At 58.4% G+C, this 14,179-nt stretch carries 11 protein-coding genes and 3 pseudogenes; 7 read left to right on the top strand and 7 right to left on the bottom strand.

Annotated features, from left to right (window positions below):
• Nucleotides 1-475 precede the first annotated feature (475 nt).
• Nucleotides 476-1,030: a phosphatase PAP2 family protein gene (locus PACILC2_RS21775; RefSeq protein ID WP_372447202.1), complete on the top strand. Its 555-nt coding sequence runs from the start codon at nt 476-478 to the stop codon at nt 1,028-1,030.
• Here the strand turns inward: PACILC2_RS21775 and trmB are convergent.
• The 3 genes from trmB to PACILC2_RS21760 form a co-directional block, all read right to left on the bottom strand.
• A complete protein-coding gene (trmB, locus tag PACILC2_RS21770) occupies nt 949-1,728 on the bottom strand; it encodes a tRNA (guanosine(46)-N7)-methyltransferase TrmB (protein WP_062494975.1) in 780 nt (259 codons plus the stop codon). The two genes, PACILC2_RS21775 and trmB, sit on opposite strands and share 82 nt — an antisense overlap.
• Nucleotides 1,729-1,959: 231 nt before the next feature.
• Nucleotides 1,960-2,166: a hypothetical protein gene (locus PACILC2_RS21765; protein ID WP_244863722.1), complete on the bottom strand. Its 207-nt coding sequence runs from the start codon at nt 2,164-2,166 to the stop codon at nt 1,960-1,962.
• A 137-nt stretch (nt 2,167-2,303) separates the two neighbouring features.
• Nucleotides 2,304-2,528 (bottom strand): hypothetical protein, encoded by a 225-nt coding sequence (locus PACILC2_RS21760; protein ID WP_145977268.1) that lies wholly within the window; start codon nt 2,526-2,528, stop codon nt 2,304-2,306.
• Between PACILC2_RS21760 and mnmL the strand changes: the two genes are divergently transcribed.
• The 4 genes and pseudogenes from mnmL (at nt 2,518) to PACILC2_RS21740 (ending at nt 5,570) form a co-directional block, all read left to right on the top strand.
• Nucleotides 2,518-3,486 carry a tRNA modification radical SAM protein MnmL/YtqA gene (gene mnmL, locus PACILC2_RS21755; RefSeq protein WP_213530810.1) on the top strand — a complete coding sequence of 323 codons (969 nt, stop codon included), beginning with the start codon at nt 2,518-2,520 and terminating at the stop codon, nt 3,484-3,486. The genes PACILC2_RS21760 and mnmL overlap by 11 nt on opposite strands.
• Entirely contained in the window at nt 3,486-4,112 is a 627-nt protein-coding gene (gene mnmM, locus PACILC2_RS21750; RefSeq protein ID WP_062494980.1) for a tRNA 5-(aminomethyl)-2-thiouridylate-methyltransferase MnmM, read from the top strand. The genes mnmL and mnmM overlap by 1 nt, the downstream gene beginning before the upstream one ends.
• A 37-nt stretch (nt 4,113-4,149) precedes the next feature.
• Entirely contained in the window at nt 4,150-4,548 is a 399-nt protein-coding gene (locus PACILC2_RS21745; RefSeq protein ID WP_062494982.1) for a VOC family protein, read from the top strand.
• A gap of 51 nt (nt 4,549-4,599) precedes the next feature.
• A pseudogene (locus PACILC2_RS21740) lies at nt 4,600-5,570 on the top strand (type I phosphomannose isomerase catalytic subunit).
• Between the two features lie 177 nt (nt 5,571-5,747).
• Here the strand turns inward: PACILC2_RS21740 and PACILC2_RS21735 are convergent.
• From PACILC2_RS21735 to PACILC2_RS21720, 4 genes and pseudogenes are all read right to left on the bottom strand, one after another.
• A pseudogene (locus PACILC2_RS21735) lies at nt 5,748-6,499 on the bottom strand (MerR family transcriptional regulator).
• Between the two features lie 997 nt (nt 6,500-7,496).
• A pseudogene (locus PACILC2_RS21730) lies at nt 7,497-9,378 on the bottom strand (B12-binding domain-containing radical SAM protein).
• Between the two features lie 237 nt (nt 9,379-9,615).
• Nucleotides 9,616-10,950: a trypsin-like peptidase domain-containing protein gene (locus PACILC2_RS21725; protein ID WP_244863729.1), complete on the bottom strand. Its 1,335-nt coding sequence runs from the start codon at nt 10,948-10,950 to the stop codon at nt 9,616-9,618.
• An 11-nt stretch (nt 10,951-10,961) separates the two neighbouring features.
• Nucleotides 10,962-11,171, bottom strand: a complete 210-nt coding sequence (locus PACILC2_RS21720) for a hypothetical protein (protein ID WP_213530805.1) — start codon at nt 11,169-11,171, stop codon at nt 10,962-10,964.
• 254 nt (nt 11,172-11,425) lie between these two features.
• Here PACILC2_RS21720 and PACILC2_RS21715 point away from each other — a divergent pair, with 254 nt between their 5' ends.
• Together PACILC2_RS21715 and rlmD are read left to right on the top strand one after the other, a co-directional pair.
• Entirely contained in the window at nt 11,426-11,650 is a 225-nt protein-coding gene (locus tag PACILC2_RS21715) for a hypothetical protein (protein ID WP_213530803.1), read from the top strand.
• Between the two features lie 88 nt (nt 11,651-11,738).
• Nucleotides 11,739-13,514 carry a 23S rRNA (uracil(1939)-C(5))-methyltransferase RlmD gene (gene rlmD, locus PACILC2_RS21710; RefSeq protein WP_244863721.1) on the top strand — a complete coding sequence of 592 codons (1,776 nt, stop codon included), beginning with the start codon at nt 11,739-11,741 and terminating at the stop codon, nt 13,512-13,514.
• Nucleotides 13,515-14,179: the final 665 nt, after the last annotated feature.

The raw sequence follows: 14,179 nt of genomic DNA, 5'->3' as shown, positions 1-14,179 counted from the left end.
GTTTGTCAAAAGTGGAAATACTCCCGATACCGTCCTTATCCGCAGGAAAAACGCTTGCACGGGCATGCAACGGTTGCGTTCCCCTGATTTCCACACGCACAACCTTATTTTCATCCATTTGCAGCCTTTTTAATTCTTTTGACCTTACATACGACAGAATCCGCAAAAAAGTTGTGACGAGTCGGTGAAAAACTTTCGATGAATCGCGTAAGACCGCGGCGCTCCCGCCGAAAAATGAGACCGAAGCCCTAATTTTCGGACAGCCGGTTCCGCTCGTTCCGGTCCGCCGGCTTCGAAGCTCTCCATATTATTTTTACCATCGGCTGCGGACGGTTAAACGTTTCATGAACGAAGCGCGGATAAAAACGTTTACAAAAAACAACGAGCGCGGATGATATTTGCCGAACAAAATCATGGTACAATAGAACAACCTAACTTGCATCAATTGTCGGCATCGGGGAGGGGAATGGCGAAGGTGGGATTTTGGAAATGGTTGCGGACGCGCGAGAAGCGCCTGCTCAAATGGGCGAACCGCCGTCCCGTTCGTCGGTGGCTGAAGCTCGGGATCGGCGGCTGGCTCAGCACGGTGACGCATATGGGGGGCGCCACGTTCACGCTTTCAAGCTCGCTATTGTGCGCCATTGCCGCGCCGCCCCCGTGGAACACGGCCGGATGGCAGAGCCTGACGGCGGTCGTGCTCAGCCATGTGCCGGTAGCCGTCGTCAAGCGTACGGTCCGGCGGCTGCGGCCGTATCAGGCGATGCCGGACGTCATTACCGGCAGAAATCCGCTGATCGATTCTTCTTTTCCTTCAGGGCATACGACCGCCGTGTTCGCCTGGTTGACGCCGTTTCTGCTGATGCAGGACGCGCTGCCTTCGGCTCTTGTGCCCGTCGCCCTGTTCGTCGGCTTATCCGTCGGCTGGTCCCGCATGTATCTCGGGCTGCATTATCCTTCCGACGTCGTCGCCGGGCTGCTGCTCGGCTCACTGACGGGATACGGCGTGTCGGCCTTGTGGCCCTCGACTTGACGGCGCATCGCCGCGCGATGCTCGGCCAGCGCCTCGCGGCCGACCACCACTTCGCACCGGTGAATCGGCTGTCCCTGCTCGATGAATTTGCTCTCATATTCCGTCAGCACCAGATCTTCGCGAACGCCTCCCCGGTGCAAATCGAGCGAAATGTTGCGGAGCTGAAGCCCCATATCGGAAAAGCTGTTGAGCGAAAATTCGAACAGCAGCTTCGAGTCCGTCTTCAAATGAATTTCGCCCCGCTCGTTCAACAGCTCGATATATTTCGCCACAAACCGCGGGTGCGTCAGTCTGCGGCGGGCATGCTTCGCTTTCGGCCACGGATCGCTGAAGTTCAGGTAAATCCGCTCGATTTCGCCGGGCGCGAACATCGTCTCGATCCATTCGATATTGGCCCTCAGAAGCGCCAAATTCGGCGGACTTTCGACTCCCCGCTCCGCCCAGACGGCCCGCGCCTTCTCGCTTGCTCTGCGCAGCAGCTCGTCGTACATATCGACGCCGATGAAGTTGATGTCCGGGTACGTCGCGCTCATCGTACTGATGAAACGACCTTTGCCCATGCCAAGCTCGATATATATCGGACGGTCGTTGCCGAAAAACTGATGCCAGCGCCCGCGGTGAGGCTTCGCGTCCAGCACGACCAGATCCGGCTGATTCTCCAAACTTTCCCGTATTCCTTTTCTTCCTCTCAAACGCATGCGGCGTCCTCCCTGTCACATCTTTCCATTGCGGCTTGCCTGCGGCTGCCGTCTGCCTTCTGCCGGCGCCCCGTTTCGAGCGAAACGGGCGATTCTGGCCCGTCCCTATTGTGCCTTACGGGCGCACCGGATGTAAAGGGGCATCGTCCGCGATTACTGCGCCGCAAAAGGCGGCTGCCGGATTCCGCTGAACCCGGCAGCCGCCGTTATGCGAAGTTTCGTCATGCTAATTCAGGAATGGCGAAGTCGTCTCGCCATGCTTGCCCGTCTTCTCGATCTCGTAGGTCGACTCGATCGCCTCGTTAATTTTTTCTTCGCCGCGATCTCCACGTCGTGATTGTTGTGGAAGCGCAAGCCGGCAAGCGCCATCAATTCCTTGACCGTCAATTCGACCGTTACTTTCTGGTCCCCTTGGGGAATTTTTACCGCTTCGTTCATCTCGCATCACCTCGTCCAGGTTTTTAAACAGTTTTCCCGATTGCGAAATGCGTTATTACGATGGATACGACGAAGAGGCAGGTATATAAAAATGTTGATTTTTCGCTCTTTAAATATAACATATCATGTAAGATATATCAAGTCTGAATTGAAATAAGGGCGCCGCGGCCGGTCAGACGAAACCCGCGATTTGCAGCCGGATCATGGCGCGCGAAGACGGTTTTCGCTACAATGGAAGAGGACAATCGCGCAAGGCCGATGCGGCTGCCCGAAACGGCTGCCCTGACGAAGAAAGGATTATGCGCCTCTTCTGGCGAAAACATCAAGACGATAAAAAAGAAGGTGTTTGCGATGTTGGCCAACCGATCGCCGATAGCGGCCGAACAGCCGCTAATGTGGGGCGACAAACGATTCCATACATGGAACTACGAAATGAGACGGCAATTCGGCGGCAAAGTGTTCAAGGTCATGCTGGACGCCGGCTTCACTTGTCCGAACCGGGACGGGACGATCGCCACGGGAGGATGCACCTTCTGCAGCGCGCGCGGATCGGGCGATTTCGCCGGAAGGCGACGCGACGATCTCGTCACGCAGTTCGCGACGATCCGCGACCGCCAGCACCGGAAATGGCCGAACGCCCGCTATATCGGTTATTTCCAGGCCTATACGAATACGTATGCCCCGGTCGAAACGCTGCGCGAGTATTATGAGGCGATACTCGAGCAACCGGGCGTCGTCGGACTGTCGATCGCCACAAGGCCGGACTGTTTGCCGGACGATGTCGTCGACTACTTGGCCGAATTGAACGAGCGGACGTATTTGTGGGTGGAGATGGGGCTGCAGACGATACACGAATCGACGTCCAGGCTGATCAATCGCGCCCACGATACGGCTTGCTATATCGACGCGGTCCGCAGGCTCCGGGAGCGGGGCATCCGGGTATGCGCCCATATCATTTACGGACTGCCGCAGGAGGACCGGGACATGATGCTGGCGACCGGACGCGCCGTCGCGGGGATGGACGTGCAGGGCATCAAGATCCACCTGCTGCATCTGATGCGCAAAACGCCGATGGTCAAGCAGTACGAAGCCGGCCTGCTGCGCTTCCTGGAGCTGGACGAATACGTCGGCCTCGTCGTCGACACGCTGGAAATGCTGCCGCCGGACATGATCGTCCACCGGCTGACCGGCGATGCGCCGCGCGAGCTGCTGATCGGCCCGATGTGGAGCCTGAAGAAATGGGAAGTGCTGAACGCGATCGACGCCGAGCTTCGGCGCCGCAACACGTGGCAGGGCAAATTCGCGGAGGCGCGCGGCTGATGGGCTTGCTGTCGGTTCTAAGCATGGCGCACCGCTGGATCGCCGAACGGGTCGCGCCTGGCGACACCGTCATCGACGCCACGGCCGGAAACGGCGTCGATACGCTGTTTCTTGCCGAGACGGTCGGCCCCCGCGGAACGGTGATCGCCTTCGACGTTCAGCGGCAGGCGCTCGATCGCACGCAGGCAAGGCTGGAACCGCTCCGCGCCGCCGGACGGCTGCCTGACGTGCGGCTCGTGCTCGGCAGCCATGCCGGCATGGAAGACGAGGTGCCGGCGGCGAAGCGCGGACGGGTCGCGGCCGTCATGTTCAATCTCGGCTATCTGCCGGGGGCCGATCCGTCCGTCATCACCGAGACGGCTTCCACGCTCGCCGCGCTGGAAGCATCCATGACGCTGCTCCGTCCGGGCGGCATCGTCACCTGCGTCCTCTACCCCGGCCACGAAGGCGGGGAGACGGAAGCGGCAGCGGTGGAGGCGTGGGCCGCCGGGCTGCCGCCGGATCGGGGACAGTCGGCCATATACCGCCATATCCAGAAACCCGCCGCCCCTTATCTGATTGCGGTGGAGAAGCGGAAACCGCGCCCGGCCGATCCGGAAGCACCACTTCCGGTCCGGCAAAGCTGAATCAAACATTTTTCGAAAATCGGGAGGAGAATGAAGCATGGCCGTCAAAAAAATCGAGCACCTCGGCATTATGGTCCGCAATCTGGAAAAGTCGATCGAGTTTTACACTACCGTCCTAGGGATGAAGCACCGCTACACGATGACACATACGAACGGCGTTATCCGGCTCGCCTTCCTCAGCTTCGAGGATGCGGCAGAAACGGAACTCGAACTGATCGAAGGCTACAATCCGGATTTGCCGGCCGAAGGCAAGGTCCATCACGCCGCCTTTACCGTAGACGACGTGGAGGCGGAATTCGAGCGGATTCAATCGCTCGGCGTGCCGCTTCGCGATACCGAAATTACGACGCTGCCGAACGGAAGCCGCTATTTCTTCTTCTACGGCCCGGACGGCGAGCTGCTGGAGCTGTTCCAGCCCGGACGGCCGCTGGGTTGATGCCGGGCCGGTGTTATCCAAATCAAGATAAAAAGTGGGGAGATTACAAGCATGACAGTACAACCATATCCGCTGCAATTCGAACCGGTGTTTAAAGAAAGAGTTTGGGGCGGCCAGGCGCTTTCCCGCTTCGGCCTGAACATCCCGGAAGGAGCGATCGGCGAAGGCTGGATGATCGGCGATCACCCGAACGGGACGACCAAAGTCAAAAACGGGGAGCTGGCCGGCAAAGGTCTCGACGAGATACGCGAGGCGTACGGCCGGGAATGGTTCGGCTCGAAAGCGCTGAATGGAAAATCGGGACGTTTTCCGCTGCTGATCAAGCTGCTGGACTGCAATGACGATCTTTCCGTCCAGGTTCACCCGACCGACGATTACGAACGCCTGCCGCAGGGCGAGCTCGGCAAAACCGAAATGTGGTACATTCTCGACGCCAAGCCCGGAGCGAAAATTATTTACGGGCTGAAAGAAGGCGTGGATCGCGCGGCGATGGAGAAGGCGATCCGGGAAGGCTCGATTATGGATACGCTGCAGGAGGTGCCGGTGGAGGCGGGCGACGCTTTCTATATTCCGGCCGGCACCGTTCACGCCCTTTGTTCCGGCGTTGTCGTGGCGGAAATTCAGCAAAACTCGGATACGACATACCGGCTCTACGATTATGACCGGCCGGGACTGGACGGCAAGCCGCGCGAGCTGCATATCGAAGATTCGCTCAATGTCATCGCATACGAAGGCGCCGGCGCACGCGGATGAAAACGCAGGGAACGCCGGCCGGGCAATGGCTGACGATCGCCTCGTCCCCTTACTTCCTGGTGGAGAAGGGCGTCGTCGCGGGACCGTGGGCGCTGTCCACGACACCGGAGAGCTTCGTCATTCTCGTCGTCGCCGAAGGCGAAGGCTCGCTGAAGTGGAACGACGGCGAGATCGCGCTGCGGGCGGGCGAATGTTTCCTGCTCCCCGCCACGCTCGGCAGCTATGAGCTGAACGGGAATATGACCGTTCTGCGCAGCACGCTGCCGTAAGAGCCGGGCCGTTCGGCGGCAAGGCATCATCGTAGCGTCGCTATGTACATGCAAAGGCCGACCGGGTCGCATCCGGTTGGCCTTTGCAGTTGTATGGAGGAAAGCTGCGGCACAGTTGCCGTTATCGAAGCGGAGTCCTTTCGATTTTGTCAAGTCGGCCTGCTCTGATCGCCGCCTTTACTGGCCGGCTTGCTTTTTACCGTTATCCGCAAACACGGCCATCGCATCACGCATGAATACCGCCAGCCCTTCGCCGAATTGATCGATGTTTTTCGTGAAGCGTACGTCGTCGACGTACATTTGGCCCAGTCCCTTAAATGCGTCGAGCGAGTAATGGCCCATCCGGTTCAGGAGCTCAAACCACTCTCGAATCGCGTCCTGCGCCGCTTCCGATGCGGGCGATTCATGGCGGAGAGACGCCAGCTTGCGGTATATCGCGTTCATTTCCTCTCCCAACGCCTCCTGTTCCGCCTTGGACATGCTCCCGAGCTTTGCTTTCGACCGGTCAACCGCCTCGTCCCCCCAGCGCTCTCGCGCCTCTTGCTCGTAAGGATTGCGGCTGAAATCGAAGCCTTCGAATTTTTCCGCATTTGTCATTTCGATTTCTCCTTTCACATGCCGGATCGTTTTGTCCAGCGTAGCGATCATTTTGTCGATCCTGGCCCGCTTCTCGAGCAGCATGTTCCGGTGAAGCTCCAACGCTTCCAGCCGGTCGAAGGACGGATCGCTTACAATCGCTTTAATTTTTTCAAAGGAAGGCCCATTTCCCGAAAAAACAATATCTGCTGCAGCAGTTCGAGATTGTCGTCAGAGTACAGACGGTATCCCGATTCGGTGACCGTATCCGGCGTCAGCAGTCCGATTTCATCGTAATAATGCAGCGTGCGCACGCTAATGCCGACCAAATCGGCCACTTCTTTCACCTTCATTGCGGTTGCCCCCTTCAGCGTTCACTATAGCGTATCACGCAACGTGAGAGTCAATCGCTAATTTATATGATGATTGCCGCCCACGATTTGGATACGTTTCCGGCCGGCACCGGGGGCTCTATACGGACGCGGCACTCCGGCCGCGCGGGCAATAGCGCAACAACTCCCCGATTCCGCTCCTAGGTCACGACCATAATCAGACGAAACGTTGTTTCTCAGCTGCCACGTTACTCTCAGACAGAACTCTCACCTCAGACGGAACGTTACTCTAACGAAAATCACAGGCTTTATTTTGGCCCATAAGCCGCTTTTTGGGATGTAACGAATCTGAGCCACTTTATTTACGATATACCGCCTGGATTTGACTACTTTTTAAGCAAATAGCGTTGCTCATATTCGTTACAATTCCGGAACTTCGATTTTTCGCCAAATAGCGCTCGTCAGATTCGCTAGATCGTTTTTTCCTTGGTGCAGGGGAGGTCTCCCAAGTTCTCTGCTCCATCCTTCCTGTCATGCCGTTCCCCTTGCGCCGGAGGAGTCTTCGCTGCTGCTCCAAGTCCTTGGCTAGCTTTCTTGGCCTTCGTCCATATGCACGAGACTCGGCTCCCACTTGTCCCTCTTGCGAGGCTTTTTTGGCGGTACGGCAGGATTCACTTCATGTTACGGCCTGACAAGTTGCTTGCTCTGTCTTTGACAGGTACTATTGTCGATACGCTTCTACGCACAGAATTTCGCCATACGCAGGTCTCCGAGCTGCGCGGGGGCTTGGCCCCTCCCGCGACCGGATTTTCACCGGCTGGAAGATGCGTGCTTAGCTGGGCACGCTGCACAAAAAAAACGCCTGACGGCGTTCATCTGCGTATAACTTGTCTGCCATTCGCTGCTGCGAACGGCAGCAGCGGGAGCCGCCGCAGCGGCTCCTCTGTCTCATGTCGCGAAAATCATGAGACGGTAAAACCATGGCCGGCTCCGGCTCCTATTTTATCGGCTCTCCGCACTATGCCTGAACGGCATCCGCTTCCTCCGGCCGGATGCGAAGCAGGAACGGCCGCGCCGAACGGCCGGCGCTTCCCGCCTCGGCTCCCCTTCTGCCGCCGGTTGCATCGGCGCCCTCGCCTGAGCGTTCGCCGCCCGCGGTCATCCCGGTGTCCGCGCCGTACAGCACGACGAGCAAGGTATGGGCGTCCCGGCGAATTTCTCCGCATTCCAGGTAAGCGCCCAGATCGAACGGCAGCCGTTCGATGACCGCCCGCTTGTGCAGCTCCTTCTCCGTCAGCGCCATGGCCGCGAATGCGTCCGACACGTCAGCCGGACGCTCGGCAAGCCGCCGCAGCCAATAAGCGGCAACCCGCTTTTCCATCGTGAACGGCCACCAGATTTTGCGCGGCTTGTAATTGTGGTTCAGGAAATAGTCGTATTTCATCAACGCTAATGCGACATCCGGCTCCAATGCGGCGGGAATCCGCTCTCCCCCCTCCGTCAAAAACGACCAGAGCCGCGAGAACAAATCTTCAAGCTGATGGCCGATTTTTGCCAGCCCCGCTCCTCCCAGTAATCGCCGAACGCCTGGAAAAATCGAACGGCGATTCGAATACCCGATCCACCAAATATAGCAGCGTCCGGTCCATACGGTGCGCATTCCAATATTTTTCCAGCACATCCTCGACCCGCTTGATGCGGACGATGTCCGAAAACGGCAACACGTCGTTGCCCAATATTTCATACGGCGACCGGTCCATGTAGATATAGCCGTATTTGTCGGCATTATGGCGCAAGCCGGTGCCGCGCAGCATTTTGAGAAAACCGAGCTGCAATTCTTCCGGCCGCAGCGCGAACACGTCGTTGAACGTTTTGCGGAACGTGTCGTAATCTTCGTGCGGCAAGCCGGCAATCAGATCGAGATGCTGATCGATCTTGCCCGACTCCCGGATCGCCGTTACCGTTCGCGACAGCTTGGCGAAATTTTGCCGGCGCTTCACCGCTTCGTTCGTCGGGTCGTTCGTCGATTGGACGCCGATCTCGAAGCGGAAAATGCCCGGCGGCGCATGCTTCGCCAAATAGTCCAGCACCTCCGGCCGCATAATGTCCGCCGTAATTTCGAACTGGAACACGCAGCCGCGGTGGTTCTCGATCAGAAACTTGAATATTTCCAATGCGTAATCCCGCTTGATATTGAAAGTCCGGTCCACGAACTTGATCAGCTTCGCACCGGATTCGATCAGATAGAGCAAATCGGCCTTCGTCCGCTCCATATCGAAGTACCGGACCCCCACCTCGATGCTGGACAGGCAGAACTGGCACATGAACGGACAACCCCGGCTCGTCTCGAAATAGACGACGCGGTTCGGCAATTGCGCGACATCTTCGGGAAAACGGTGCGGCGACGGCAGCCGCGACAGATCCAGCTTCGGACGTGGCGGATTGATAATGATCTCTTCTTCGTCCCCGCGGCGTTTGCGGTAAGCGAGCCCGAACACCATATGCAGCTTCTCTTCGCCCTGCAGTTCGGTGAGCAGATGATGAAACGTTTCCTCGCCTTCCCCGACGACGATGCAGTCGACTGCGGGCAGGCGGCGCAGCCAATACTCGGTGTCGTAGCTCACTTCCGGACCGCCGAGCACGATTTTGACCGATGGTTTGATTTTGCGCAGCATGTCGATGACGACGATCGTCTCCTCGATGTTCCAGATGTAGCAGGAGAAGCCGACAACGTCCGGATCGCGCGAAAACAGATCGGAAACGATGTTCATCGGCGGGTCTTTGATCGTATATTCGGCAATTTCGATATGAAAATCCCGTTCGCTGTACGCCTTCAGACAGCGCAGCGCCAGAGACGTATGAATGAATTTGGCGTTGAGCGTAGCCAGTACGACGTTCATTTTGTTTTTACCCTTTCTCTTACGTTACGGCATTTGCTTGCATCGTCTCCCATTGTACCAGAACCGCACCGACAAAAGAACCGGCAAGCCGTTTTCCGTTACGGGCAACTTTTCCTGCAGCGCGCCCCCGTTCGTCCCGAAACCGCCGATGCCGGAGCGACAAATAAAGGCACCCGCCGGCAGCGGCCGGAAGATGCCCGTATAAAGGAGAATGATGGCATTTTACCAATTTACGATTTAAAAGCGCGTTTCGATATGCAACTGTTCTTTTACCTGCAAATGAATGACGGGATAGCGGACCTTCCATTTGCCGTTGCCAAGATCGGTCACTTCGTCCGCGTTCAGGCCGCGGGGCTTGAAGTCGAAGGTGCGGTCGTAGTAGACAATCAGCTCAACCGCTTCGTCCGGCAGCAGGCCGCTTACGGTCAAACCGAGATTGATCGCCCAATTGCGAAGCTCTTCGCGGCTGCTTTCAATATAATATGTGTAAAATAGCGGATCGATATTGGCGGTCAGCACAAGCCAGCCTTCCGCGTCGCGTTTCGCCTGCCAATCTTTTATTTCCGCGGTTCCCTGGCTCGTCTGGACGTAAGCGAACTCCTTCTCCAGCAGCTTCACGATCTCGCTCTCCGAAGCGCCCTTCAGCGTCGACGGCAGCTTCGAAGGAAGGAATGCCGCTGTATTGGCTTCTCCGGATGCGATCTGTAAAAGAAGCCGATGCACATGCTCGATGCTGACGGCAAAGTTCAGATCGGCGTTCACCTTTTGATAGCCGGATGTGGTTATGCCGATAAGCTCGCCGCTTTCGTTGAACAGCCCGCCGCCCGAGCTGCCGCTGTCGATCGGAGCGCTCGTCTGCAAATATGTCACGCCGTTCTCGCGGATGATGTTGCTGATCAGCCCTTCGCTTACCGTATTGCGCAGCCCGTGCGGACTGCCGATCGCCACGACCGTATCGCCTTTGGCGATCGAATTCGGCGAGCCGAACTTTACGCCTTGGGCAGGCAATGGTTCTTTGGTTTGAATGATGGCCAAATCGGCATTTTCATCGTAAGCGATCACCCCGGCAATTTCATAGATCCGGTCGTTTATCATCACCGCATGGCCCGAGGTCGCGCCATCCATGACGTGATAGTTGGTCAGAATCAGATCGGGGCTAATTACGACGCCGCTTCCCTGCGCTCGATTCGTCGCAATCATGACGACGCTCTCGTCATTTCGCTCGACAATTTCGGCCGGGGTCAGCTTGGCTGACGGCTTCGCCGGCTCCTGCTTCAGCTTTTGCTTCCGCTCGGCGGCCAGCGCTTCGGCGGACTTGATGCGCACCGTCTTCGTCTTCGCATCCCATTTCACATCGGCGCCAAGCGCCTCTCCGACGAATCGCAGCGGCACGAGCGTGACGCCCCCGCGCACTTCGGCCGGCGCATCGAGCGCCATTTTCTTCCCGTTGACGATCGCTTGCTTGCTTCCGACCTTCAGGGTGACGACGGTATAGCCTTTACGCCCGATAACCGTCTTCGTCTCCGGTTCCCATACGACATCGGCGTGCAGCGCCGCAAAGACGGAACGCATCGGCACGAGCGTCACGCCATGCCGGATGACAGGCGCGCTCGGCAGTTGTATTTTTGGCCGTCGACATCAATTCGGATTTCGCCAGCCGCCGGAACGGTTCGTGACGCTGCAGCGCTGGGCCGTTCCGCAGCGGACGCCGAACCGCCTCCTGCAACCGGCGCCAGGACAAGCACCGGCACAAGCCATGAATAAAGCAACGTTTTGACCAGCAATTTCTTCAAACTTTAACGCTCCCTCTCCGATTTTCCCCAATTTCCCACGATTTACATCGTACCACCCGGACAAGCGACTGTCTACGTCATAACGTGAGATTACTATAATATATCGGCATTTTCGAACGCGATAAAAAGAGGAATTTCATAAGCGGAACGCACACGACGAATAATGGACTGAAAACGGTTTAAGGAGACGGAAACGATACATACTATATGATAGAGCGACTGTCGGAAAGACAGTTGCAAAGGAGGTCCGTCTTATGATAAAACGGGAAAACGATTTGATGGTCGGCTTGTTCAATGGCATGCTGCTTGCATTGCCGTTCTGGATATGCGCCGCGCTTCTGTTTTTCGCTAATGATGGATTCTTCTCCTCCTCATCTGTTGCTTCTAACGGCATCTTCCGCGCGTCATGCCACAGGGGATGCCGTTCGTGCATAATCGAGCCCCTCATTCGTGACAAGAAAATGGTCCGCATGATATAGTGAGGACACAAGTTCAACGATAACGGACGAAACGCAAACCGATTGTCCGGTTGATGGTTGGAAGAGAAGGACGGAGGATCAGGCAAACATGAAGCGGGATGGACAATACGCCGGTTTCACCGGCAATAGCCGGCGGGACGGGCAGGCGCAAACGCGGGGCGGTGCGGAACGGAACGGAAACGGCGGAAAACCGCCGCAGCGCGCACAGCAGCAGGAGACGCATCGAAGCGGGCGAATGAAGACGGGAGCGTTGACGCCGGCGAACGCCGGCAGTGCGGACGGCCGGACGCGCAGCGCCAAAGCGGGCGCTAATGATCCGCAGGCGCGGCCGCCGGCAGCGGAACGGCACCGCCTCGGAGGCGACGGCGGGAAGCGCCGGGGTGCGGCGCAAGCGACGGCAGCCGCGCAAGCGGTGACAGCGGCGCCGGCAGCGAACGCGGCCGGTGGCGGCAAGCGGTCGCCAAACTGGTCGGAGCGGCGGCCTTCCGCCGAAGATGTGCGAACGGGCGACCGGATCGTCGTCACGATCAAGCGCATCGGTATTAACGGCGAAGGCGTCGGCTACTACCGCCGTAAGGCGGTATTCATCGACGGCGCGCTGCCGGGCGAGGTGGTCAGGGCGCGCGTCATAGCGGTCGAGCCGAAACGGCTCGTCGCCGAAGCGGTCCAGACGGAGAAGCGCTCGCCGCAGCGCGTCGATCCGCCATGCCCGATCTACGAGGCATGCGGCGGCTGCCAGCTGCAGCATCTCGCCTACGACGGCCAGCTTGCGGCCAAGGAAGAGCTCGTGCGCGAATCGTTCGTGCGCTACGCCGGGCTGGATGGGGCGGCGCTGCCGCTGCGCCCCATGCTGGGCATGGACGAGCCTTGGCGCTACCGCAACAAGGCTCAGCTGCAGGCGGGACGGGGCGCGGACGGCCGCCCCGTCCTCGGGCTGTACGAGCCGGGCAGCCGCCGGCTCGTGGACATCGTCGGCGCGGACTGCATGGTGCAGCAGTCCGCGATCAATGCGGCGGCCGCCAAGGTGCTCCGGGTACTGGAGCGCCTTGGCGTGCCGCTGGCCGAGCGCAGCCCGGGTACGGGGCTGCGCACGGTCGTGCTGCGGGTCGCCCAGGAAACGGGCGAGCTGCAGCTCACGCTTGTGGCGGCGCGCGAATCGTTCGCGCCGCACGGGCCGCTCGTGGAGGCGATCCGGCAGGAAGCGCCGGAGATCGCCTCCATCTCGCTCAACATCAACGCGGGCGATACGCCCGTCGTGTTCGGCGACCGCACTGTCACGTTATGGGGCGCACCCGCGCTCAATGTCTCGCTCGGCGACTTGACGTTCGCCCTGTCGCCGCGCGCGTTCTTCCAGCTGAATACGGTACAGACCGTCAAGCTGTACGATGCCGTGCTGGAAGCGGCGGCGCTGACCGGTCGGGAAACCGTGGTCGACGCCTACTGCGGCACCGGCACGATCGGCCTGTGGCTCGCGCCGCATGCCCGGGAAGTGCGCGGTGTCGAAACCGTCCGGGAAGCGGTCCTCGACGCGCAGCAGAACGCCGCCCTGAACGGGCGGAACAACGCCCGCTTCTATGTCGGCAAGGCGGAAGAACTGCTCCCCCGCTGGGTGCGCGAGGGCTTCCGCCCCGACGTCATCGTCGTCGACCCGCCGCGGACCGGCTGCGATGCCCGCCTGCTGAAGGCGATCGCGGACGCCCGGCCGAAACGGCTCGTCTACGTTTCCTGCAACCCGTCGACGCTGGCCAAGGACTGCCGCTATCTGCTCGACGCCGGCTTCTCCATCGAATGGCTGCAGCCGGTCGACATGTTCCCGCAGACGTCGCATGTGGAGTGTGTAATATTAATGGTTCGTAATGCCTGAGAGGTGACAATATCGCTTAAACAGGGAAGCTTCACTCGTCAGAGTGGGGCTTCCCTTTTCGGCTTAATACTCCGAATCAAATCGAGGACGTTTAATTACGATGCGATTGGATCAAGGTTTGGGCGGCTTGAACAACATCTACCGGAGGGGGGGGCTGTCCGGGCCAATTAAACTTGCGGTTATGCAGAAGCCTTCCATGAGAACAAACAGCTGCCGCGCAAGATGATCAGGCGATTTCAGTCCGGATTGCTGGCAGATGTCTACCAAGCGGGACACAACCGATTTTTTATGACGGCTTGCCGCCTGATTCACGATATGTTCTGGGAATGGATATTCGATGGCGACCGCCTGATAGAGACAGAAGGTCGATTGCGGAGATTCGGAATGCTGACTGGCAATCGTTTTGAAAATACTCAATAAAAGCAGCGTGCCGACCGTCGCTCGTATATTTGCTCCCGTGCCTAGTACTCAGGCAAGCGCATTGGCGTAGGGCTTGACAAAAACGTTCATAGCAACGAAACTCACACGCCTTATTTTCGCAAATAAGCCACCTTTTCAGATGTAACGAATCTGAGCCGCCTTATTTACGATATTCCGCCTGAATTGGACTGCTTTTAAGCAAATAGCGTTGCTCAGTTTCGTTACATTTCCAAAACAGCGATTTT

Source organism: Paenibacillus cisolokensis (assembly GCF_018403665.1).
GTDB classification, from domain to species: Bacteria; Bacillota; Bacilli; order Paenibacillales; family Paenibacillaceae; genus Paenibacillus_AH; species Paenibacillus_AH cisolokensis.
Note: the sequence above shows the minus strand (reverse complement) of the source record. Positions and strands in the feature narration are given on the sequence as shown.

Bases quoted from the DNA above. Each gene is read 5' to 3' on its own strand.
- trmB (WP_062494975.1), bottom strand. From the start codon at position 1,728: ATGCGTTTGAGAGGAAGAAAAGGAATACGGGAAAGTTTGGAGAATCAG.
- PACILC2_RS21765 (WP_244863722.1), bottom strand. From the start codon at position 2,166: ATGAACGAAGCGGTAAAAATTCCCCAAGGGGACCAGAAAGTAACGGTC.
- mnmL (WP_213530810.1), top strand. From the start codon at position 2,518: ATGTTGGCCAACCGATCGCCGATAGCGGCCGAACAGCCGCTAATGTGG.
- mnmM (WP_062494980.1), top strand. From the start codon at position 3,486: ATGGGCTTGCTGTCGGTTCTAAGCATGGCGCACCGCTGGATCGCCGAA.
- PACILC2_RS21745 (WP_062494982.1), top strand. From the start codon at position 4,150: ATGGCCGTCAAAAAAATCGAGCACCTCGGCATTATGGTCCGCAATCTG.
- PACILC2_RS21725 (WP_244863729.1), bottom strand. From the start codon at position 10,950: ATGCGTTCCGTCTTTGCGGCGCTGCACGCCGATGTCGTATGGGAACCG.
- PACILC2_RS21715 (WP_213530803.1), top strand. From the start codon at position 11,426: ATGATAAAACGGGAAAACGATTTGATGGTCGGCTTGTTCAATGGCATG.
- rlmD (WP_244863721.1), top strand. From the start codon at position 11,739: ATGAAGCGGGATGGACAATACGCCGGTTTCACCGGCAATAGCCGGCGG.